The following is a 21139-nucleotide window of genomic DNA, read 5'->3' as shown; positions in this document are numbered from 1 at the left end:
TTGCGCAACCGGCGGGCCGTACGGGGTGCTGCGGGCTGTCCGCGCAGTGCGGGGTCAGTGCCGCGGGCGGGCGAACCACTCGCCGCCGTCGGACTTGCCGACGAACACCGTGACGAGGATGGCGAGCACGGTGTGCGCCAGACCCACGACGATGAACGGGTAGATGCCGAGGATCGCGGTGATGATGCCGAACACCATGGTGGTGACACGGATACCGCTTCCGCCCGTCTTGAACTTGATCGCGAGGAAGACCGCGAGCGCACCCCAGACCAGGGCGCCGACGCCGATGGCGTAGACCGCGCCGGTGGAGAAGTCGGCCAGGTCCTGGAACTGCACGTCGTCCCGGAGCGACGGGTCGTCCTGCGCCTTGTCGATGGCCGCGCCGGTGAGGAACATGAGCACGGCGCCGATGACCTGGAGGCCGGCGATCACGTAGAGCATGACCCGCGCAGCCTTCACACCGCCCGGCATCTCCGTGGGGCCCATCCCGTAGCCGCCGGCGCCGTAGGGCTGGACCGGCGGTGCCTGCGGGTAGCCGTAACCGGGCTGTCCCTGGGGCTGGCCCTGCTGCGGATAGCCGTAGCCCGGCTGACCGCCCTGCTGCTGGCCGTAGGGGTTGTTCGGGTCGCCGAAGCTCATGGCGGGTTTCCTCCGTTGAAAGTGCGGGGACTGCGCGGTCCGGGCGGAGGAACGTCACACGAGATCAGCGGTTCGGCCCCCCAACACTTTCCGCGGCATGCGCGGCTCATCGTCGTCTCCACGTCGACTTTTTGTCCAGTCGGTATGCGTATGTGTTGTGCAAGTGCAACCTCCGGTTCCGGGTGCCGGGAGGGGGTGTTCCGGGCCCGGTGCGGAGCGGAATTGGAACCGGGGCGGGTCCATCCGCGAGGATGGGTGCATGACTGCCCAGATTCTCGATGGCAAGGCCACCGCAGCCGCGATCAAGTCCGATCTGACCGTCCGCGTGGCGGCCCTCAGGGAGAAGGGCGTCACGCCCGGTCTCGGGACCCTGCTGGTCGGGGACGACCCGGGCAGCCGCTGGTACGTGAACGGCAAGCACCGCGACTGCGCGCAGGTCGGCATCGCCTCGATCCAGCGCGAACTGCCGGACACCGCCACCCAGGAGGAGATCGAGGCGGTCGTCCTCGAACTCAACGACAATCCCGAGTGCACCGGCTACATCGTCCAGCTCCCGCTTCCCCGGGGCATCGACACCAACCGGGTCCTGGAGCTGATGGATCCGGCCAAGGACGCGGACGGGCTGCACCCGATGAGCCTCGGCAAGCTCGTGCTCGGCGTGGAGGGACCGCTGCCGTGCACGCCGTACGGCATCGTCCAGCTGCTGCGTCACCACGACGTCGAGATCAACGGCGCCAATGTGGTCGTCGTCGGCCGGGGCATCACCATCGGGCGGCCGATGCCGCTCGTCCTGACCCGCAAGTCCGAGAACGCGACCGTGACGCAGTGCCACACGGGCACCCGCGACCTGTCCGCGCATCTGAAGCAGGCCGACATCATCGTCGCGGCGGCCGGGGTGCCGCACCTGATCAAGCCGGAGGACGTGAAGCCGGGCGCCGCGGTGCTCGACGTCGGCGTCAGCCGCGACGAGCACGGCAAGATCGTGGGCGACGTGCACCCGGGCGTCACCGAGGTGGCCGGCTGGGTGGCCCCGAACCCGGGCGGCGTCGGCCCGATGACCCGTGCGCAGTTGCTGGTCAACGTGGTCGAGGCGGCCGAGCGTGCCGCCGCCGTCGCGGCAGGCTGACCGGAGAGGCTGACCCCATGGGTGTACGGACGAACGACGAGGACGCCACGGCGCCGGCGGAGCCCGACGGGCCCGCCGGGTCCGGCGCGGACGATGCGCGGGACACGGAAACGGCCGGCGCCGAGGGGGCGCGCGGCACGGACGGTGCCGCGGCCGATGACGGCGACGCGACCGCGGACGAGCACGCGGACGAGTCCGGCCCCGGATTCGAGGGGCCGGACGTCGTGCACGAGCCGGACGGCGAGGTCAGTGCCAAGGGCGTCGTCAGTTCCCCCGGGCCCGACGGCGAACCCGTACGCACCACCCGGCGCTTTCCCGCGCTCACCACCGACACCGCCCGCCCCGAGGGCGGCGGGCGCGCGGCCCCCGGGGACGCTTCCGCTCCCGCCCGCCAGTGGCCGCTGCTGACCGTGCTCGCGCTCGCCGCGCTCGGGCTGCTGATCGTCGGCACGGACGCGTTCGCCGATGCCTTCCGTGTCGGCACGATCCTGATCGGGGTCGCGCTGATCACGGGTGCGGTGATGCGGCGGGTCCTGCCCTCGGTCGGCATGCTCGCTGTGCGTTCGCGATTCACCGACATGGTCACGTACGGGCTGCTGGGCGTCGTGATCACCCTGCTGGCGCTGGTGGCCCAGCCCAAGCCCTGGCTGGACCTGCCGTTCCTGGAGGACGCCGTCCACTTCACCGTGCGCTAGGAGACCCGGGCCGGGATCTCCGGCCGGCGGACCACGCAGAACGGCGCCCGTCCTCTCCCCCGAGGGAGGACGGGCGCCGTCGTGTGTCCAGAGTCATGGACGCGCCAACACCGTTCAAGGGACGACCGGGGCCTGTGGCACGGAAGTGACCATTCCGCCACGGTGTGATCGTTGCGCCACGGATGCGAGACCGAATTGGCCGAGGGGGGCGCACGAAATCCGCGGCCGGGGGCGCACGAAGTATCGCGTCCGGTCCTGAGTGCTCCCCCTGTGAGCCGACAGGCGGAACTGACATCCTGACCCTGCGCATCTCCCTCGGTGTCCGGTTCTCGGGCGGGGGTCCCGGAGCGGAGCGGGGGCGGCGGAGCGACACGGCACGGCACCGCACGGTTCGGGGGAACAAGGGGGGTGGCACATGCCTCGTTGGAAGGCACTGCCGGAAGAGCTGGACCCACAGATCCGCGAGTTCGCCGAGCAACTGCGCCGGCTCGTCGACCGGAGCGGGCTGAGCCTGGCCGCGGTCGCCGACCGGACCGGCTACGGCAAGACGTCCTGGGAGCGGTACCTCGACGGGCGGCTGCTCGCGCCCAAGGGCGCGATCCTCGCGCTCGCGGAGGTGACCGACACCGGCCAGGCCCATCTGATCACCATGTGGGAGCTCGCCGAACGCGCGTGGAGCCGCTCCGAGCTGCGGCACGACCTGACGATGGACGAGCAGCGCATAGCCGAGGCCCGGGCCGCCCTCGGGGAGTACGGTCCGGCACCGGAGGACGCCGTCCCGCCGGGCGCCCGGGCGTCCGCGCCCCGGACCGGAGCGGGGGCCCGGACATCACAGCGCGGGCAGTACCCGGCGCCCCCCGGATCGCACCCGCCGGGCGACGTCCGCCCCGGCCCGTCGGGCGGCCGGCGCAAGGTCGTCCTGTTCCTCGCCGGGGTCGTGGGCGCGCTGCTGGTGATCGCCGCAGCCGTGCTGCTGACCGACCTCGGAGGGAGCGGCGGCGACGGCGGCACCGCGGCCGGGAAGCCGTCGGCGACGCCGACCACCAGCGCACCGCCGCTGCCCGCCGGGGTGAGATGCAGCGGCGCGGCCTGCACCGGCCAGGACCCGGAAACGATGGGCTGCGGCGGCGAGTTCGCCACGACGGCCTCCTCGGCGACCATCGGCGGCTCCCTCGTCGAGGTCCGCTACAGCAAGACCTGCCAGGCGGCGTGGGCGCGGATCACCCGGGCCACGGCGGGCGACACCGTGCGCATCACGGTGGCCGGCAAGGCGGCGCAACAGGGCCTGGTGGACGAGGACACCGACGCCTACACGCCGATGACCGCCGTCGCCCGAGCGGCCGACGCACGGGCCTGCGCCACGCTCACCTCGGGGACCACCGGCTGCACCGGCGGCCAGTGAGCCGCGCCACACGGGTGGGGGGAATGGCCGGGTGCCGGGTCGGATAGCCTGACCGCTGGATGTCTCTTCACGTCAAGATTCGTGCAGAGGTGCGAAGGGGCGTCCCGCACGAGGGGCAGGGACCCCCACCGCCAGCTGTCTTACGGAGATCGCCATGACCCGCACTCCCGTCAACGTCACCGTGACCGGCGCGGCCGGCCAGATCGGCTACGCGCTGCTCTTCCGCATCGCCTCCGGCCACCTGCTCGGCGCGGATGTGCCGGTCAAGCTGCGCCTTCTCGAGATCACCCCCGCGCTCGGCGCCGCCCAGGGCACCGCCATGGAGCTCGACGACTGCGCCTTCCCGCTGCTGCGCGGCATCGAGATCACGGACGACCCGAACGTGGCCTTCGACGGCGCGAACGTCGCCCTCCTCGTGGGCGCCCGCCCGCGGACGAAGGGCATGGAGCGCGGCGACCTGCTCGAGGCCAACGGCGGCATCTTCAAGCCGCAGGGCAAGGCCATCAACGACCACGCCGCGGACGACATCAAGGTCCTCGTCGTCGGCAACCCGGCCAACACCAACGCCCTGATCGCCCAGGCCGCGGCCCCGGACGTACCGGCCGAGCGCTTCACCGCGATGACGCGCCTCGACCACAACCGCGCGATCTCGCAGCTGGCCGCCAAGACCGGCGCCGCCGTCTCCGACATCAAGCGTCTGACGATCTGGGGCAACCACTCGGCGACCCAGTACCCGGACATCTTCCACGCGGAGATCGCCGGCAAGAACGCCGCCGAGGTCGTGGGCGACGAGGCGTGGCTGGCCGACACCTTCATCCCGACCGTCGCCAAGCGCGGCGCGGCGATCATCGAGGCGCGTGGCGCGTCCTCGGCCGCCTCCGCCGCCAACGCCGCGATCGACCACGTCCACACGTGGGTCAACGGCACCGCCGAGGGCGACTGGACCTCCATGGGCATCCCGTCGGACGGCTCCTACGGCGTGCCGGAGGGTCTCATCTCCTCCTTCCCGGTCACCACGAAGAACGGCACGTACGAGATCGTCCAGGGCCTGGACATCAACGAGTTCTCGCGTCCGCGCATCGACGCGTCCGTGCAGGAGCTGGCTGAGGAGCGCGACGCGGTCCGCGCTCTCGGCCTCATCTGACGCAGCCCGCGCGCGTAACGGCACGACGAAGCCGCCTCCGGTTCTCCGGGGGCGGCTTCGCCGTACCCGGCCGCAGCCGGGGGACCGGGTTCGGCAGCCGGACGCGGCACAGGGCCCCGTACACATGTTCTTCCGGCGGTGCGGCATCGCGGTGCCGGTGTGCGGGGCCGTGGCCACCGGGGCGGGGGCCCTGGGGTGGACCCGGGGCGCGGGGGCGGCCGCGAGCGCCACGGACATCACGGACATCGCGGGCGAGTGCGGATGAGTGTGCATGACGGAGAGTGAGTAAGGCCACTTTCCGTCATGCGTTGGGTATGGACCGCTGACTTCCGGGCAGGCAGCCAGGTCGCCGGGTGACCGGTGGCAGCCAATGGGAACGGAAGGCAGAACGCGACGTGTCGGTACAGGAGACCATCCACGTGGGCGGAGAGTGGCGACAGGCCGCCTCCGGCGCCACGCGAGAGATCATCGACCCCGCTGACGCGACCGTCCTCACGGTCGTCGCCGAGGGCGGGACCGAGGACACCGACGCCGCGGTGGCCGCCGCGCGCAGCGCCTTCGACGACGGCGAGTGGCCCCGCACGCCCGTGGCCGAGCGGGCCGCCCTGCTGCGGCGCGTCGCCGATCTGCTCCAGCGCGACCGGGAGGAAATCGGGCTGCTGGAGAGCCGTGACGCCGGCAAGACCCTCGAGGAGGGCCGTGTCGACGTCGACTGCGTCACCGACGCCTTCCGCTACTTCGCCGACCTCGTGATGAACGAGAGCGGCGGCCGTGTGGTCGATGCGGGGTCCGAGGAGATCCACAGCGTCGTCGTGCACGAGCCCGTGGGCGTGTGCGCGCTGATCACGCCATGGAACTATCCGCTCCTCCAGGCGAGTTGGAAGATTGCCCCGGCGCTGGCCGCGGGCAATACTTTTGTGGTCAAGCCCAGCGAGATCACCCCGCTGACCACCGTCGCGCTCATCCGGCTGCTCGCCGAGGCGGGCCTGCCGGCCGGTGTCGCCAACATCGTGACCGGCGCGGGCGACCCCGTCGGCGCCCGGCTCGCCGACCACCCCGACGTCGATCTGATCTCCTTCACCGGCGGTCTGATCAGCGGCACCAAGGTGATGCGAGCGGCCGCCGACAGCGTCAAGAAGGTCGCGCTCGAACTGGGCGGCAAGAACCCGAACGTCGTCTTCGCCGACGCGTGCGAGACCGACGAGGGCTTCGACACGGCCGTCGACCAGGCGCTCAACGCCGCCTTCATCCACAGCGGTCAGGTCTGCTCCGCCGGCTCCCGGCTCATCGTCGAGGAGTCCCTGCGCGAGCGGTTCGTCGCCGAACTCGCCCGCCGCGCCGAGAAGATCAGGCTCGGCCGCGGCACTGCCGACGGCGTCGAGTGCGGCCCGCTGGTCTCCCGGCAGCAGCTCGCGAAGACCGAGGAGTACGTCGCGTCCGCCCTCTCCGAGGGCGCGGTACTGCGTGCCGGCGGCCGGCGCCCCGAGGGCGAGGACCAGGAGGGCTTCTTCTACCGGCCCACCGTCCTCGACCAGTGCCACCGCGAGATGCGCGTGGTCAGGGAGGAGGTCTTCGGCCCCGTCCTGACCGTCGAGACCTTCCGTACCGAGGACGAGGCCGTCGCCCTCGCCAACGACACCGAGTACGGACTGGCCGGCGCGGTGTGGACCACCGACGCGGGCCGCGCCCGGCGCGTCGCAGGTCGGCTGCGCCACGGCACCGTCTGGATCAACGACTTCCACCCCTACCTCCCGCAGGCGGAGTGGGGCGGCTTCGGCAAGAGCGGTATCGGGCGCGAGCTCGGTCCCGCCGGACTCGCCGAGTACCGCGAGTCCAAGCACATCTACCAGAACCTCGCTCCGCGCCCCGTGCGCTGGTTCGCGGGCTGACGAGGGACGAGGAGCACCAAGAACACCATGCCTGAGTACGACTATGTCGTGATCGGGGGCGGCACGGCCGGATCGGTCATCGCCTCCCGTCTCACGGAGAACCCGGATGTCACCGTCGCCGTCATCGAGGGCGGCCCGAGCGACGTCGGACGCGACGACGTCCTGACCCTGCGGCGCTGGATGGGCCTGCTGGGCGGCGAACTCGACTACGACTACCCCACCACCGAACAGCCCCAGGGCAACTCCCACATCCGGCACAGCCGGGCCCGGGTGCTCGGCGGCTGCTCGTCGCACAACACCCTCATCGCCTTCAAGCCGCTGCCGTCCGATTGGGACGAGTGGGAGACGGCGGGCGCCAAGGGCTGGGGCGCGGTGCCCATGGAGGCGTACTTCGCCCGGCTGCGGAACAACATCGTTCCCGTCGACGAGGCGGACCGTAACGCCATCGCCCGCGACTTCGTCGACGCCGCCCAGGCCGCCATCGGCGTCCCGCGCGTCGAGGGCTTCAACAAGAAGCCGTTCCACGAGGGCGTCGGCTTCTTCGACCTGGCGTACCACCCGGAGAACAACAAGCGGTCGTCCGCCTCCGTCGCCTATCTGCACCCCTTCCTGGACCGCCCCAACCTCCACATCGCGCTGGAGACCTGGGCGTACCGGCTGGAGCTGGAGGGTCCCCGCACCTTTGACGGCGGGAACCCCAGGGCGACCGGTGTGCACGTACGGACGAAGGACGGCGAGGAGCAGCTCGTCACCGCCCGCCGTGAAGTCCTCGTCTGCGCGGGCGCGGTGGACACTCCGCGACTGCTGCTGCACTCCGGCATCGGCCCGAAGGCCGACCTGGAGGCGCTCGGCATCCCCGTCGTGCACGACCTGCCGGGCGTGGGCGAGAACCTGCTCGACCACCCCGAGTCGGTGATCGTCTGGGAGACCGACGGGCCGATCCCGGAGAACTCCGCGATGGACAGCGACGCCGGACTGTTCGTCCGCCGCGACCCGCGCGCCAGGACGCCCGACCTGATGTTCCACTTCTACCAGATCCCGTTCACGGACAATCCGGAGCGGCTCGGCTACGAACGGCCCCCGCACGGGGTGTCGATGACGCCGAACATCCCCAAGCCCCACAGCCGCGGCCGGCTGTACCTGACCAGCGCCGACCCCGAGGTCAAGCCCGCGCTGGACTTCCGGTACTTCACGGACGAGGACGACTACGACGCGCGCACCCTCGTCGACGGCATCAGGATCGCCCGCGAGATCGCCCGGACCGAGCCCCTGGCCCACTGGCTCAAGCGCGAGGTCTGCCCCGGACCCGAGGTCACCGGGGACGAGGAGCTGAGCGAGTACGCGCGCAAGGTCGCCCACACCGTCTACCACCCGGCCGGCACCTGCCGGATGGGTGCGCAGGACGACGAACTGGCCGTGGTGGACCCGGAGCTGAGGATCCGGGGCCTGGACGGCATCCGGATCGCCGACGCGTCCGTCTTTCCGACCATGCCGTCCGTCAACCCCATGATCGGGGTGCTGATGGTCGGCGAGAAATGCGCCGAGCTTCTGGGAGGTACCGCCTGATGAGTACGCCGCCCGTCTTCTCCGTCAGCGATCTGTGGAAGGTCTTCGGGCCCAAGGCGGACCGCATACCCGGTTCGGAGCTCGCCGAGCTCCCGCCGGCCGAACTGCGCGAACGCACCGGCTGCACCGCGGCCGTGCGCGATGTCTCCTTCGACGTCCGCAAGGGCGAGGTCTTCGTCGTCATGGGCCTGTCCGGCTCCGGCAAGTCGACGCTCGTGCGCTGTCTGACCCGGCTCGTCGAGCCGACGTCGGGCTCCATCGCCATCGACGGCGAGGACGTTCTGTCGATGGACCGGGCACGGCTGCGCGAACTGCGCCGCCACCGCGCCTCCATGGTCTTCCAGCACTTCGGTCTGCTGCCGCACCGGTCGGTGCTCGACAACGTGGCGTACGGCCTGGAGATCCAGGGCGTCCCGCGGGCGGAACGACGGGCGAAGGCGGCGGAGTTCGTCGCCAAGGTGGGCCTCGACGGCATGGAGAGCCGCCGGCCCGCTCAGCTCTCCGGCGGTCAGCAGCAGCGTGTGGGGCTCGCCCGCGCGCTCGCCGTCGACCCCGAAGTCCTGCTGTTCGACGAGCCGTTCAGTGCGCTCGACCCGCTGATCCGCCGTGACATGCAGGAGGAGGTCGTACGGCTGCACCGCGAGGAGGGCCGCACAATGGTCTTCATCACGCACGACCTGAGCGAGGCGCTGAAGCTGGGCGACCGCATCGCGCTGATGCGGGACGGCCGGATCGTGCAGCTGGGCACCCCGGAGGAGATCGTCGGCTCGCCCGCGGACGACTACGTACGGGACTTCGTCCGTGACGTGCCGCGCGAGCAGATCATGACCGTGCGCACGGCGATGCGGCCCGCTCTCGCCGACGAGACCGAGGAGGGGCCGGCCATCGGTCCCGACGCCACGGTCTTCGAGGCCATCGAGGCGGTGGCGCGCAGCGGCGCGAGCGCCCGCGTGATGCAGGACGGCCGCTGTCTGGGTGTTGTGGACCACGCGGCACTGCTCAATGTGGTGGCCGGTGTGCCCGCGGCGAAGGCGGCGGCGTGATGAGTCCCTGCGCTTTCGACGGGCGCACCCTGTCCTGCTCCTCGGCTTCCGGGGTCTTCCGGGCCTCGGTGGCCTGCCGGAACTCCCGGGCCTCCCGGTCCTCGGCGGTCTGCCGTAGCGCCGGCGGCCGTGGGCGGTGGTCGGCATGACCGCCGTCACCACCGGACAGGACGTCACCGCCGTCGCCGGCGGGCGCCGCTTGCTCGAAGGCCGCGGACGCCACCTGGCCATGGCAGCCGGCGTCGTCGTCCTGCTGATCGCCGGAGCCCTTCTGCTCGGCGGCGGCAGCTGGCCCGCGTCCCTCGCCGTCGACCTGTCCGGCCCGCTCGGCCGGGCCAGCGACTGGATCGTCGACAACCGCGACAGCCACCCGGTCTTCCTGTACTTCTTCGGGCACATCAGCAACGCCGTCGTCCTTTCCGTGCGCGCGGTCTATCTGCTGCTGCTCGCCGCCGGATGGGCGGGCGTCACCGCGGCGGCCGGCCTGATCGCCTGGCGGGTGGCCGGTCTGCGGCTCGCGCTGACCGCCGTCGCCGGCTTCGCTGTCTGCGGACTGCTCGGCATGTGGGTGCCGACCATGCAGACCCTCGCCCTGATGGTGGTCGCGGTCCTCGCGTCCGTCGTCGTCGGCGGGCTCATCGGCCTCGCCACCGGGCTGTCGGACCGGACGCACCGGGCGATGCGGCCGGTGCTCGACACCATGCAGGTGCTGCCGGCGTTCGCGTATCTGCTGCCGGTCGTGCTGGTCTTCGGTATCGGCGTGCCCGCGGCCGTCCTGGCGACCGTGGTCTACGCCGCTCCGCCGATGGCGCGTCTCACCGCGCTCGGGCTGCGCGGCGCCGACGCCGGCGTGCTGGAGGCGTCCGCCTCGATGGGCGCGACCGGACGGCAGCGGCTGCTGACCGCCCGGCTGCCGCTGGCCCGCAAGGAACTCCTCCTCGGCGTCAACCAGTCGATCATGATGGCGCTGTCGATGGCGGTCATCGCGTCCGTCATCGGCGCCGGCGGCCTAGGTGACCGCGTCTACCAGGCGCTGGCCTCCGTCGACGTCGGTGCCGCGCTCGCTGCCGGCATCCCGATCGTCCTGCTGGCCGTCGTGCTGGACCGTACGACCGCTGCCGCCGGTGCCCGGGTGGGCGCCGCTCCCGACACCTCGGCGCTGCGCGGATGGCGCGGCTGGACGGTGGCCGGCGTTCTGCTGCTCGCCGTCGCCGTGGCCGGGCGGCTTGTGGACCGGCTGTCCTGGCCGGAGAGCTGGGTCGTCGGTATCGCCGAGCCCGTCAACCGCGCGGTCGACTGGATGACCGCCCATCTGTACTCGGGCGTCCCCGTCGTCGGCGGCACCGCCGACTGGGCCGCGCGCTTCACCGGCTGGGTGCTCGACCCCCTGCGGGACGGTCTCCAGGCGCTGCCCTGGTGGTCCGTACTCCTGCTGGTCGGTGCGCTCGCGCTGCTGATCGGCACCTGGCGCACCGCGCTGACGGCGGTCCTCGCCATGGCCGCCATCGGCGTCCTCGGCGTGTGGGAGCCCTCCCTCGATACGCTCTCGCAGGTGCTCGCGGCCGTCGCCGTGACCCTGGTGCTGGGCTTCGCCGTCGCGATCGGCGCGGCACGCAGCGCACGGGTGGAGAGGCTGCTGCGGCCGGTGCTGGACGTGTTCCAGACCATGCCGCAGTTCGTCTATCTGATCCCGGTGGTCGCGCTGTTCGGTGTCGGCCGCGCCCCCGCGGCCGCGGCAGCCGTCGTATACGCCCTGCCGGCCGTCGTCCGCATCACCACGCAGGGGCTGCGGGGTGTCGACCCCGTGGCCATGGAATCCGCCCGCTCGCTGGGCGCGACCGGCTGGCAGCAGCTGCGGCAGGTCCAACTGCCGCTCGCCCGCCCGGCCCTGCTGCTCGCCGTCAACCAGGGCGTCGTGCTGGTCCTCGCCGTCGTCATCATCGGCGGCCTGGTCGGCGGTGGCGCACTCGGCTACGACGTGGTGTTCGGCCTCGCCCAGGGCGACCTGGCGACCGGTCTGGTCGCGGGCGCCGCGATCGTCTGCCTGGGCCTGATGCTCGACCGGGTCACGCAGCCGACCGCCCGCCGCGCCGGAAAGGGGGCCTGACATGGCCACTCGTCTACGCATCACCGCACTGGCCGCGGCGATCGGCCTGGTGGGCATCACCGGCTGCGGCGCGGCCGACATGACCAAGCAGGCGTCGCCGTACGCCGCCGCCCAGGGCGCGAAGACCGTCACGCTCTCCGTCCAGTCGTGGGTGGGCGCCCAGGCCAATGTGGCCGTGGCGTCGTATCTGCTCGAACACGAGCTGGGCTACCGCGTGGACACCGTCCAGGTGGACGAGGTGCCGGCCTGGGACGCGCTCAGCCAGGGCCGGGTCGACGCCATCCTGGAGGACTGGGGCCACCCGGAGCAGGAGGACCGGTACGTCAAGGACAAGAAGACGATCGAGCCGGGCGGCGGCCTCGGCGTCACCGGTCACATCGGCTGGTTCGTCCCGACGTACTTCGCGAAGGCGCACCCCGATGTCACCGACTGGCGGAACCTCGACAAGTACGCCGACCAGCTCCGCACGGCGGAGAGCGGCGGCAAGGGCCAGCTGCTGGACGGATCGCCGTCGTACGTCACCAACGACAAGGCCCTGGTGGAGAACCTGAAGCTGGACTACCAGGTCGTCTTCGCCGGGTCCGAGGCCGCGCAGATCACCCAGATCAAGCAGTTCGCGAAGCAGAAGAAGCCCTTCCTCAGCTACTGGTACAAGCCGCAGTGGCTGTTCGAGAAGGTGCCGATGACCGAGGTGAAGCTGCCCGCGTACAAGGAGGGGTGTGACGCCGACCCGAAGAAGGTGGCCTGCGCCTATCCGCACACGCCGTTGCAGAAGTTCCTCAACAGCACGTTCTCGAAGAAGGGCGGCGAGGCGGCGGACTTCCTGAAGAAGTTCAACTGGACCACCGATCAGCAGAACGATGTGGCGCTGATGATCGCGGAACAGAAGCTGTCGCCGGAGGAAGCGGCCAGGAAGTGGGTCGAGAAGAACGAGACGACCTGGCGGAAGTGGCTGCCGAAGAAGAAGTAGTGATGTGACGGCAGGACGGGCCCGCTCCGGCGGGCCCGTCCTGTTGTGTGTCGTGTCGTGGGGCCTGTCTTGGTGCTGCCGCGCCGCCCGTGCCGCCTGCGTGCCGTCGTCGCGTCCGTGTCAGCCCAGGAGCCGGTCGGCGATCTCCCTCACCTTCCGCATCGCCTCCTGCTGAAGCTGCGGGCCGAAGGTGATCCGGGTCGCGCCCAGGCGGCCCAGTTCCGCGATCGCGGGGCCACCCGGGATCGGCGAGGAATTGATGGGGAGCGCGGTCTCGGCCCGCAGCAGCGGAAGGTGCTCCGGCGGGACGCCCAGCGGATACACGCAGTCCGCGCCGGCCTCCTCGTAGAGCCGGATCCGGCCGATCGCCTCGTCCGGGTCGGCGACGCCCCGCAGGAACGTGTCCATCCGGGCGTTGATGAACAGCGCGCCCCCGGCTGCCGCGCGGACTTCGGCCAGCCAGTCGGCATGCGGCCGCGGGTCCTTCAGCGCCCCGGTGACCGGGTCGGAGTCCTCCAGGTTGCAGCCGACCGCGCCCGTGTCGAGCACCCGGGCGACGAGTTCCTTCGGCGGCAGGCCGTACCCGCCTTCGACGTCGACGGAGACCGGAACGCTCACCGAGCGGGCGATACGGGTGACGGCGGCGAACATCTCATCGGCCGGTGTGTGCCCGTCCTCGTAGCCGAGCGAGGCGGCGACGCCCGCGCTCGGGGTGGCGAGCGCGGGGAAGCCGGCGTCCGCGAAGACGCGGGCGGCGGCCGCGTCCCACGGGCCGGGGAGGACGAGCGGGTCGTCCGCCGCCCGGCCGTGGTGGAGTGCGCGGAAGGCCTCGACGGTCATCTCGGCAGCTCCTCAGTGCTGGTACTGGCCGGGTGTGTAGTGGCCCGGCACGAGCCGGCAGGTCACGCCGAAGCGGTTCCAGGCGTTGATGACGGTGATCGCCGCGATCAGCTGGGCCAGTTCGGTCTCGTCGAACTCCTTCGCCGCCTTCGCGAACACCTCGTCCGGCACGAAACCGTCGGTGATGACCGTCACCGCCTCGGTGAGCTCGATCGCCGCGATCTCCTTCGCCGTGTAGAAGTGCTGCGACTCCTCCCAGGCGCCGAGCTGGATGATCCGCTCCGGCGACTCGCCCGCGGCGAGCGCGTCCTTGGAGTGCATGTCCAGGCAGAAGGCACAGTGGTTGAGCTGCGAGGCACGGATCTTGACGAGCTCCAGGACCACCGGGTCGACGCCCCGACGGGCCGCCGCGTCCAGCGAGACCATCGCCTTGTAGACCTCGGGAGCGAGCTTCGCGAGATCGAGGCGGGGAGCGTGTTCGGGCAGACGCGTGGTGGTCGTTTCACTGTTCATGCCGTCGAATCTAGTCCGGCTGTGGCGCAGGAGTATGGTCCATTTACATGACGGATTCCTGGTCCACTTTCGGCGCCGACCTGCATCTGGAGCTGCGCGGTACGGGCCTGCGCGCGGGCCTGATGGACGCCCTGCGGGAGGCCGTCCGCAGCGGGCGGCTCACCCCCGGGACCCGGCTGCCGTCCTCGCGATCGCTCGCCGCCGATCTGGGCATCGCCCGGAACACGGTCGCCGACGCCTACGTCGAGCTGGTCGCCGAAGGCTGGCTCACCGCCCAGCAGGGCTCGGGGACACGGGTCGCACGGCGGGCGGCGCCCCGGCGGCCCGCCGGCGTGGCGAGAACGCGCCCGGCCAGGCCCACGGCCCGCTACTCCCTGCGGGCCGGCAGCCCCGACCTCGCGTCGTTCCCGCGTGCGGAGTGGCTCAAGGCGGCACGCCGTGCGATCACCGCCGCACCCCACGAGGCGTTCGGCTACGGCGATCCGCGAGGCCGGATCGAACTGCGGACCGTGCTCGCCGACTACCTGGCCCGGGCGCGTGGAGTCCGCGCCGATCCCGAACGGATCGTCATCTGCTCCGGTTTCGTGCACGGGCTGATGCTGATGGGGAAGGTGCTGCGCGCGCGGCGCGTACGCGAGGTCGCCGTCGAGTCCTACGGCCTCGACCTGCACTGGAACGTGCTGCGCGAGGCGGGGATGCGGACGCCCGCGCTGCCCTGCGACGAACTCGGCGCAGCCACCCCGCAGTTGGAGCGGATGCGGGGAGCGGGCGCGGTGCTGCTGACACCGGCGCACCAGTTCCCGCTCGGGGTACCGCTGCATCCCGACCGGCGCGCGGCCGTCGTCGACTGGGCCCGCGCGTCCGGCGGGGTGGTCCTCGAGGACGACTACGACGGTGAGTTCCGCTACGACCGCCAGCCGGTGGGTGCGCTCCAAGGGCTGGATCCCGACCGGGTGGTCTACATGGGCACGGCGAGCAAGTCCCTGGTGCCGGGACTGCGACTGGGCTGGATGGTGCTGCCCGAGGAACTGGTGGGGGAGGTGGCCGAGGGGAAGGGGGCGACCGACTGGATGTGCGGCGTGCTCGACCAGCTGACGCTCGCCGAGTTCATCGCCTCCGGCGCCTACGACCGGCATGTGCGCGGGATGCGGCTGCGCTACCGCAGACGGCGGGACCAGCTGGTGGCCGCGCTGGCCGAGCGTGCTCCGGACATCAGCGTCAGCGGGATCGCGGCGGGACTGCACGCGGTGCTCGAACTCCCGGACGGCACCGAGCCGTCGGTCGTCCCGGCGGCCGGCTGGCAGGGCCTCTCGGTGTCGGGGCTGTCCTCCTTCCGGCACGCGGAGGTGACGTCGGGCAGGGACGCCCTGGTGGTGGGCTACGCGACGCCGCCGGACAGCGCGTGGGCGAACTCGCTGGACGCGCTGTGCAGGGTGCTTCCTTAGGGCTGGGTTCCGGGCAGGGGGCGCCGTACGGGCGCGGGCGGGGTACGGATGCGGTGCGCACGACTGGTTCGGGCTCCCGGGTCGCGTGGACGGGACAGGACCGACGTACCGGGGCGGGGCGCACGACTGGTTCGGGCTCCCGGGCCGGGTGGACGGGACAGGACCGACGTAACGGCGCGGGGCGCACGGCTGGTTCGGGCTCTCGGACCGGTCGCCGTACAGGGCGCGGGGTGCGCCGCGCGTTCAGGCTCCGCGCCCGGGCGGTGACGCCGGCTGTTCCGCCTTCTCGTCGGTTTCCGCCGGGGGCTCGCCGAACCTCGCCAGGGCCAGCGCACCCGCCACCGCCACCGCGAAGCCCAGGATCGCCAGCCATGCGAGCCCTTCCCGCGTGCGGTCGCCCAGCCACACCACACCCACCAGCGCCGGACCGATCGTCTCCCCGATCACCATGCCCGCGGTCGCCGTCGTCACCGAGCCGCGCTGGAGGGCCGATGTCAGCAACAGGAACGCCGTGCCGCCGCCGACCAGCAGGGCGTAGAGGGCGGGATTGGTCAGCACCTCGGGCAGGGCGACGGTGTCGATCAGCCGGACCGAGACCTCGACGACGCCGAAGCCCGACCCGGCACCGAGTCCGAGCACCAGCGCGCGGGAGCGGTCCGGCAGCCGGCCGGCCAGCGCGCCGACGAGCAGGATGAGGACCGCGATGCCCAGCATCGCCCACTTCAGGGTCGTCGATCCGGTGCTCTCGCCCTCCGGACCGGAGGAGAGTCCCAGCATGGCGAGGCCCGCGACGACCACGCCCACCGCGGCCCATTCGGTGCCGCTCAGCCGGACGTGGAGCATCCGGGCCGCGACCACGGCGGTGACCGCGAGGCTCGCGGCGAGCGCCGCCCCCACCGCGTAGATGGGGAGGGAACGCAGGGCCAGGATCTGCAGGACGAAGCCGAGGCCGTCGAGCGCGAGACCGACGACGTACCGCCACTGCCGCAGGGCACGCAGCAGCAGCGCCGGGTCGACACCGGAGCCGGTTCCCGGCTCCGCCGCGCGGGCGGCGACTGCCTGGAAAACGGAGGCCGTGCCGAAGCAGACCGCTGAGGCGAGAGCGCAGATCATCCCAAAGAGCACAAAGTGACTGTAGATGAGGAGGGTTGGTGGACCGGTCGTGGCGACCCGCGAGGCGGCCACTAGTCTGTCCGCGGCCCCCTCCGTGGGGCCGGTGGTACGAGGGTTTTCCAGTGGTACGAGGGTGAACGGGGGCGAGCGTCCGATGGCGCGACGCAGGCTGAGGTCGAGCACGGTGGTGCTCGGTGGCATGGGAGTGCTCGCGGCGACGATCACGTCCTGCGGCTCGGACCCGGACAAGCGGTGTGTCGACCCGGTGACCCAGGAGAAGCTCCCCAGCTACGAGTGCGACGACAGCAACGGCACCGGTCGCTACTACTACGGCGGCAGCTACTCGTCCGGCAAGGCCGAGGGCGGCAGCTTCGACAAGGCGGCGGTCGACCGCGGCGGGTTCGGCTGCTCCGGCTCCGGCGGCGGCTGAACCCCGCCCGTAGCCGCCTCGGCTGCGGCGGCTGAGTCCCGCCCGAAGCTGCCCGCCGGCGGCTGAGTCCCGTCCGAGGTTGCTTTGCTCCGGCGGTTGCCGAACCCCGCCCGCAGCCGCCTCGGCTGCGGTGGCCGAGCCCCGCCCCCCGTACTCCAGGAAGGCCGCGGAATGCAGCGCCACACGATCGAACCCCGGCCCGGCTGGCAGGAGATCGTCGAGGAACAGGGTCTCGTCTACCCCCTCACCCGCTACCCCGACGGCTCGCTGCGCCCGTACTGGGACGAGAGCGCCTACTACGCGTTCTCCCTCCCCGAGGTCGAGGCGCTGGAGGAGGTCGTCGAGGAACTCCACACCATGTGCCTGGCGGCGGCCGCGCACATCGTCGAGCGTGACCGGTTCGCCGACCTCGGGATCACCGACGCCCGGCTGGCCTCCCTGATAGCCGAGTCCTGGCACAGGCGCGACGAACTCCCCTCCGTCTACGGCCGGTTCGATCTGCGCTACGACGGCACGGGCCCGGCGAAGATGCTGGAGTACAACGCCGATACGCCCACCTCACTGGTGGAGGCCGCGAGCCCGCAGTGGTTCTGGATGGAGGACCGCTTCCCCGGGGCCGACCAGTGGAACTCCCTCCACGAGCGCCTCGTCGACGCCTGGAAGCGTCAGGCCCCGCTTCTGCCGCCCGGCCCGCTGCACTTCGTCCACTCCGACGGGGACGAGCTCGGCGAGGACCTCATGACCGTGGCGTATCTGCGCGAGACGGCCGAGCAGGCGGGGCTCGCCACCGATGCGCTGTCCGTCGAACAGATCGGCTGGGACCGGCTGTCCGGCCGCTTCGTGGACGACCGGCTGCGCTTCATCCGCTCCTGCTTCAAGCTCTATCCCTGGGAGTGGCTGACCACCGACCGCTTCGGGCCCCAGGTCCTCGCGACCCTCGACAACGGTGGCGGCACCGGCACCACATGCTGGATAGAGCCCGCCTGGAAGATGCTTCTGTCGAACAAGGCGCTGCTCGCGATCCTCTGGGAGCTGTATCCCGGCCACCCGAACCTGCTGGCCGCCCATCTCGACGGCCCGCGCGAACTCGCGGACGGCCGCGGCTATGTCGCCAAGCCGCTGCTCGGCCGCGAGGGCGCGGGCGTCACGATCCACGAATCCGGCCTGGCTCCCGTCGTGCGGGACGAGCCGTGCTGCTACCAGGAGTTGGCCCCGCTGCCCGCCTTCGACGGCAACCGAGTGGTGCTCGGTGCCTGGGTCGTCGAGGGCGAGGCGGCGGGGCTCGGGATCCGGGAGTCCGCGGGGCTGGTCACGGACGAATACGCCCGCTTCCTGCCCCATGTGATCCTCTGACCCGGCGGGTCAGGCGCTCAGCACGGCCCGCAGCTGGTCGAGGCCCCAGTCCAGGTCCTCCTTGCTGATCACCAGGGGCGGGGCGATGCGGATGGTGGAGCCGTGGGTGTCCTTGACCAGCACCCCGCGGTCCATCAGCTTCTCGGAGATCTCCCGGCCGGTGCCGTGGGCGGGGACGATGTCGACGCCCGCCCACAGTCCGCGTCCACGGACGGCCTCCACCGCTCCGGAGCCCGTCAACAGGCCCAGCTCGTGGTGGAGATGATCGCCCAGCTCGGTGGCGCGCTGCTGGTACTCGCCGGTGCGCAGCATCGCGATCACCTCCAGGGCCACCGCGCACGCCAGCGGGTTGCCGCCGAACGTGGAGCCGTGCTCCCCGGGCCGGTACACGCCGAGGACGTCACGGGACGAGACGACCGCGGACACCGGCACCACACCGCCGCCCAGCGCCTTGCCGAGGACGTACATGTCCGGCACGACGCCCTCGTGCTCACAGGCGAAGGTCTTGCCGGTGCGGCCCAAGCCGGACTGGATCTCGTCGGCGATGAACAGGACGTTCCGCTCGGTGGTGAGCCGGCGGACACCGGCGAGGTAGCCGGGCGGCGGCACGAGCACGCCCGCCTCGCCCTGGATCGGCTCGAGCAGCACGGCCACGGTGTTGTCGGTGAGCGCCGCTTCCATCGCGGCGAGGTCGCCGTAGGGAACGATCTCGAAGCCGGGGGTGTACGGACCGAAGTCGGCCCGTGCCTCCGGGTCGGTCGAGAAACTGATCACCGTCGTCGTACGGCCGTGGAAGTTGTCGGCCGCGACGACGATCTTCGCCGTGTTGTCCGGCACGCCCTTGACCCGGTAGCCCCACTTGCGGGCGGTCTTCACGGCGGTCTCCACCGCCTCGGCGCCGGTGTTCATCGGCAGCACCATCTCCATGCCGCACAGCTCAGTGAGCTGCGTGCAGAAGTCGGCGAACCGGTCGTGGTGGAAGGCACGCGAGGTGAGGGTGACCCTCTCCAGCTGCGCCTTGGCCGCGTCGATCAGACGTCGGTTTCCGTGGCCGAAATTGAGCGCCGAATACCCGGCGAGCATGTCGAGATAACGGCGTCCCTCGACATCGGTCATCCACGCGCCGTCCGCCGAGGCGACGACGAGGGGAAGCGGGTGGTAGTTGTGCGCGCTGTGCGCCTCGGCGGAGGCAATGGCACTCATCGATACAGACACGGGATCTCCGTTCGGGTAGAGACAAGGCGTCCGGCCGGCGCGGGGTGCGGGCTGGCGGCCGGAGGGGCCGGGGGACCGACAGCGGTTGTTGTCCAGTGGTTGTTTTTCCGTGGGCGTCCGCGTGATGCCCCTGTTTCTATCGTCGCTCGCATCATGGACGAAGAAACCTTGCTGTGGCGAGCGAGCATTAAGGTTGGTGGTACGCACGGCGACTGGCGAGCGGGGAACCGACCCCGAGGGAGTCGTGCGCGCAGGAGCAGACGAGGTGCCGCCCGCCTGGGTACCCCGGCGACCCATTCCCCAGTGGGTGCCGCCCGCCCCTGCCTCCGGTGGGGGAGCCCGAGTCGCACCCCGGGACACCCAGTGACCCCGGAGGAAACCATGACCCTGCCCCACCCCGCACTCTCCGCCACCGACCCGGAACTCGCCGCGCTCGTCGGAGCGGAGGAGCAGCTCCAGGCCGAAACCCTGCGCCTCATCCCCAGTGAGAACTACGTCTCCGCCGCCGTGCTGGAGGCCTCGGGCACGGTGCTCCAGAACAAGTACAGCGAGGGCTACGCCGGCCGCCGCTACTACGAGGGCCAGCAGGTCATCGACCAGGTCGAGCGCCTCGCCGTCGCCCGCGCCAAGGCCCTCTTCGGCGTCGAACACGCCAACGTCCAGCCCTACTCCGGCTCCCCGGCCAACCTCGCGGTCTACCTCGCCTTCGCGGAGCCCGGGGACACCGTGATGGGCATGGCCCTGCCGATGGGCGGCCACCTCACCCACGGCTGGGGTGTCTCCGCGACCGGGAAGTGGTTCCGCGGTGTGCAGTACGGCGTACGCCAGGACACCGGCCTCATCGACTTCGACGAGGTGCGCGAACTCGCCCTGAAGGAACGCCCGAAGATCATCTTCTGTGGTGGCACCGCCCTGCCCCGCACGATCGACTTCCCGGCGTTCGCGGAGATCGCCCGCGAGTGCGGCGCCGTCCTGGTGGCCGATGTCGCCCATATCGCCGGCCTCATCGCGGGCGGCGCGCACCCCTCACCCGTGCCGCACGCCGACGTGATCTCCACGACCACCCACAAGACCCTGCGCGGGCCCCGCGGCGCCATGCTGATGTCCCGCGAGGAGCACGCCAAGGCCCTGGACAAGGCGGTCTTCCCCGGTCTCCAGGGCGGCCCGCACAACCAGACCACCGCCGCCATCGCGGTCGCCCTCCACGAGGCGTCCCAGCCCTCCTTCCGCACCTACGCGCAGTCCGTCGTCGCCAACGCCCGGGCACTCGCCGAAGCCCTGCTCGACCGCGGCTTCGACCTGGTCTCCGGCGGCACCGACAACCATCTGATCCTGATGGACCTCACGCCCAAGGAGGTGCCCGGCAAGGTGGCCGCCAAGGCCCTCGACCGGGCCGGGATCGTCGTCAACTACAACACCGTGCCGTACGACCCGAGGAAGCCGTTCGACCCCTCCGGCATCCGCATCGGCACCCCGTCCCTCACCTCGCGCGGTCTCGGCACCGAGCACATGGCGGCCGTCGCCGACTGGATCGACCGGGGCGTGACCGCGGCCGGCAAGGAGGACGAGCAAGCGCTGGCCACGATCCGCTCCGAGGTCGCCGAGCTGATGTCCGCCCACCCCGCACCCGGTCTGGCGGGCTGAGTCCG

Annotated in this window: 18 protein-coding genes; 13 read left to right on the top strand and 5 right to left on the bottom strand. The window is 71.6% G+C overall.

Annotated elements, in window-relative coordinates; all coding sequences use genetic code 11:
- Positions 1-54 precede the first annotated feature (54 nt).
- The gene (locus RPQ07_RS14630) at positions 55-639 is read right to left on the bottom strand and encodes a hypothetical protein (protein ID WP_313944585.1); all 585 of its coding nucleotides are present in this window, start codon (positions 637-639) and stop codon (positions 55-57) included.
- A gap of 259 nt (positions 640-898) precedes the next feature.
- Between RPQ07_RS14630 and RPQ07_RS14625 the strand changes: the two genes are divergently transcribed.
- The 9 genes from RPQ07_RS14625 to RPQ07_RS14585 all read left to right on the top strand — a co-directional run bounded on the left by RPQ07_RS14625 (position 899) and on the right by RPQ07_RS14585 (position 12581).
- A complete protein-coding gene (locus tag RPQ07_RS14625; protein ID WP_313944584.1) occupies positions 899-1765 on the top strand; it encodes a bifunctional methylenetetrahydrofolate dehydrogenase/methenyltetrahydrofolate cyclohydrolase in 867 nt (288 codons plus the stop codon).
- A gap of 17 nt (positions 1766-1782) precedes the next feature.
- Positions 1783-2460, top strand: coding sequence for a DUF3017 domain-containing protein (locus tag RPQ07_RS14620; protein ID WP_313944583.1), 678 nt, complete (start codon positions 1783-1785; stop codon positions 2458-2460).
- A gap of 415 nt (positions 2461-2875) precedes the next feature.
- Positions 2876-3862, top strand: a complete 987-nt coding sequence (locus RPQ07_RS14615) for an XRE family transcriptional regulator (protein ID WP_313944582.1) — start codon at positions 2876-2878, stop codon at positions 3860-3862.
- A gap of 154 nt (positions 3863-4016) precedes the next feature.
- Positions 4017-5006: a malate dehydrogenase gene (locus RPQ07_RS14610; protein WP_313944581.1), complete on the top strand. Its 990-nt coding sequence runs from the start codon at positions 4017-4019 to the stop codon at positions 5004-5006.
- Between the two features lie 395 nt (positions 5007-5401).
- Positions 5402-6895, top strand: coding sequence for an aldehyde dehydrogenase family protein (locus RPQ07_RS14605; protein ID WP_313944580.1), 1494 nt, complete (start codon positions 5402-5404; stop codon positions 6893-6895).
- 27 nt (positions 6896-6922) lie between these two features.
- Positions 6923-8461, top strand: a complete 1539-nt coding sequence (locus tag RPQ07_RS14600) for a GMC family oxidoreductase (protein WP_313944579.1) — start codon at positions 6923-6925, stop codon at positions 8459-8461.
- A complete protein-coding gene (locus RPQ07_RS14595) occupies positions 8461-9504 on the top strand; it encodes a glycine betaine/L-proline ABC transporter ATP-binding protein (RefSeq protein ID WP_313944578.1) in 1044 nt (347 codons plus the stop codon). Before RPQ07_RS14600 ends, RPQ07_RS14595 begins: the two co-directional genes overlap by 1 nt.
- 229 nt (positions 9505-9733) lie before the next feature.
- Positions 9734-11611 carry an ABC transporter permease subunit gene (locus RPQ07_RS14590; RefSeq protein ID WP_313948899.1) on the top strand — a complete coding sequence of 626 codons (1878 nt, stop codon included), beginning with the start codon at positions 9734-9736 and terminating at the stop codon, positions 11609-11611.
- Position 11612: 1 nt separating this feature from the next.
- Positions 11613-12581 (top strand): ABC transporter substrate-binding protein, encoded by a 969-nt coding sequence (locus RPQ07_RS14585; RefSeq protein ID WP_313944577.1) that lies wholly within the window; start codon positions 11613-11615, stop codon positions 12579-12581.
- Between the two features lie 120 nt (positions 12582-12701).
- Here the strand turns inward: RPQ07_RS14585 and RPQ07_RS14580 are convergent, their stop codons facing one another.
- Both RPQ07_RS14580 and RPQ07_RS14575 read right to left on the bottom strand, forming a co-directional pair.
- Entirely contained in the window at positions 12702-13421 is a 720-nt protein-coding gene (locus tag RPQ07_RS14580) for an isocitrate lyase/phosphoenolpyruvate mutase family protein (protein ID WP_313944576.1), read from the bottom strand.
- A gap of 12 nt (positions 13422-13433) precedes the next feature.
- Positions 13434-13934 (bottom strand): carboxymuconolactone decarboxylase family protein, encoded by a 501-nt coding sequence (locus RPQ07_RS14575; protein ID WP_313944575.1) that lies wholly within the window; start codon positions 13932-13934, stop codon positions 13434-13436.
- A 47-nt stretch (positions 13935-13981) separates the two neighbouring features.
- Here RPQ07_RS14575 and RPQ07_RS14570 point away from each other — a divergent pair, with 47 nt between their 5' ends.
- Complete coding sequence (locus RPQ07_RS14570) at positions 13982-15379, top strand: PLP-dependent aminotransferase family protein (protein ID WP_313944574.1); 1398 nt, start codon at positions 13982-13984, stop codon at positions 15377-15379.
- A 243-nt stretch (positions 15380-15622) separates the two neighbouring features.
- Here RPQ07_RS14570 and RPQ07_RS14565 read toward each other — a convergent pair whose 3' ends face one another.
- Positions 15623-16492, bottom strand: a complete 870-nt coding sequence (locus RPQ07_RS14565; RefSeq protein ID WP_313948898.1) for a hypothetical protein — start codon at positions 16490-16492, stop codon at positions 15623-15625.
- A gap of 154 nt (positions 16493-16646) precedes the next feature.
- Between RPQ07_RS14565 and RPQ07_RS14560 the strand changes: the two genes are divergently transcribed.
- A complete protein-coding gene (locus tag RPQ07_RS14560) occupies positions 16647-16922 on the top strand; it encodes a hypothetical protein (RefSeq protein ID WP_313944573.1) in 276 nt (91 codons plus the stop codon).
- Between the two features lie 171 nt (positions 16923-17093).
- Positions 17094-18275 carry a glutathionylspermidine synthase family protein gene (locus tag RPQ07_RS14555; protein WP_313944572.1) on the top strand — a complete coding sequence of 394 codons (1182 nt, stop codon included), beginning with the start codon at positions 17094-17096 and terminating at the stop codon, positions 18273-18275.
- 9 nt (positions 18276-18284) lie between these two features.
- On the opposite strand, the gene rocD is transcribed toward RPQ07_RS14555, so the two are convergent.
- Positions 18285-19478, bottom strand: coding sequence for an ornithine--oxo-acid transaminase (rocD, locus tag RPQ07_RS14550; RefSeq protein WP_413777835.1), 1194 nt, complete (start codon positions 19476-19478; stop codon positions 18285-18287).
- 393 nt (positions 19479-19871) lie between these two features.
- Here rocD and glyA point away from each other — a divergent pair, with 393 nt between their 5' ends.
- Complete coding sequence (gene glyA, locus RPQ07_RS14545; RefSeq protein WP_313944570.1) at positions 19872-21134, top strand: serine hydroxymethyltransferase; 1263 nt, start codon at positions 19872-19874, stop codon at positions 21132-21134.
- The last annotated feature ends 5 nt before the right edge of the window (positions 21135-21139 follow it).

Origin of the sequence: Streptomyces sp. AM8-1-1 (assembly GCF_032229325.1) — a bacterium.
Classification (GTDB): Bacteria; Actinomycetota; Actinomycetes; order Streptomycetales; family Streptomycetaceae; genus Streptomyces; species Streptomyces achmelvichensis.
Note: the sequence above shows the minus strand (reverse complement) of the source record. Positions and strands in the feature narration are given on the sequence as shown.

Coding starts and splice junctions, on each gene's coding strand:
- RPQ07_RS14580 (WP_313944576.1), bottom strand. CDS start 13,421: ATGACCGTCGAGGCCTTCCGCGCACTCCACCACGGCCGGGCGGCGGAC.
- RPQ07_RS14630 (WP_313944585.1), bottom strand. CDS start 639: ATGAGCTTCGGCGACCCGAACAACCCCTACGGCCAGCAGCAGGGCGGT.
- RPQ07_RS14610 (WP_313944581.1), top strand. CDS start 4,017: ATGACCCGCACTCCCGTCAACGTCACCGTGACCGGCGCGGCCGGCCAG.
- RPQ07_RS14600 (WP_313944579.1), top strand. CDS start 6,923: ATGCCTGAGTACGACTATGTCGTGATCGGGGGCGGCACGGCCGGATCG.
- rocD (WP_413777835.1), bottom strand. CDS start 19,478: ATGAGTGCCATTGCCTCCGCCGAGGCGCACAGCGCGCACAACTACCAC.
- RPQ07_RS14570 (WP_313944574.1), top strand. CDS start 13,982: ATGACGGATTCCTGGTCCACTTTCGGCGCCGACCTGCATCTGGAGCTG.
- RPQ07_RS14565 (WP_313948898.1), bottom strand. CDS start 16,492: ATGATCTGCGCTCTCGCCTCAGCGGTCTGCTTCGGCACGGCCTCCGTT.
- glyA (WP_313944570.1), top strand. CDS start 19,872: ATGACCCTGCCCCACCCCGCACTCTCCGCCACCGACCCGGAACTCGCC.
- RPQ07_RS14585 (WP_313944577.1), top strand. CDS start 11,613: ATGGCCACTCGTCTACGCATCACCGCACTGGCCGCGGCGATCGGCCTG.
- RPQ07_RS14590 (WP_313948899.1), top strand. CDS start 9,734: ATGGCAGCCGGCGTCGTCGTCCTGCTGATCGCCGGAGCCCTTCTGCTC.
- RPQ07_RS14625 (WP_313944584.1), top strand. CDS start 899: ATGACTGCCCAGATTCTCGATGGCAAGGCCACCGCAGCCGCGATCAAG.
- RPQ07_RS14555 (WP_313944572.1), top strand. CDS start 17,094: ATGCAGCGCCACACGATCGAACCCCGGCCCGGCTGGCAGGAGATCGTC.
- RPQ07_RS14595 (WP_313944578.1), top strand. CDS start 8,461: ATGAGTACGCCGCCCGTCTTCTCCGTCAGCGATCTGTGGAAGGTCTTC.
- RPQ07_RS14615 (WP_313944582.1), top strand. CDS start 2,876: ATGCCTCGTTGGAAGGCACTGCCGGAAGAGCTGGACCCACAGATCCGC.
- RPQ07_RS14560 (WP_313944573.1), top strand. CDS start 16,647: ATGGCGCGACGCAGGCTGAGGTCGAGCACGGTGGTGCTCGGTGGCATG.
- RPQ07_RS14620 (WP_313944583.1), top strand. CDS start 1,783: ATGGGTGTACGGACGAACGACGAGGACGCCACGGCGCCGGCGGAGCCC.
- RPQ07_RS14575 (WP_313944575.1), bottom strand. CDS start 13,934: ATGAACAGTGAAACGACCACCACGCGTCTGCCCGAACACGCTCCCCGC.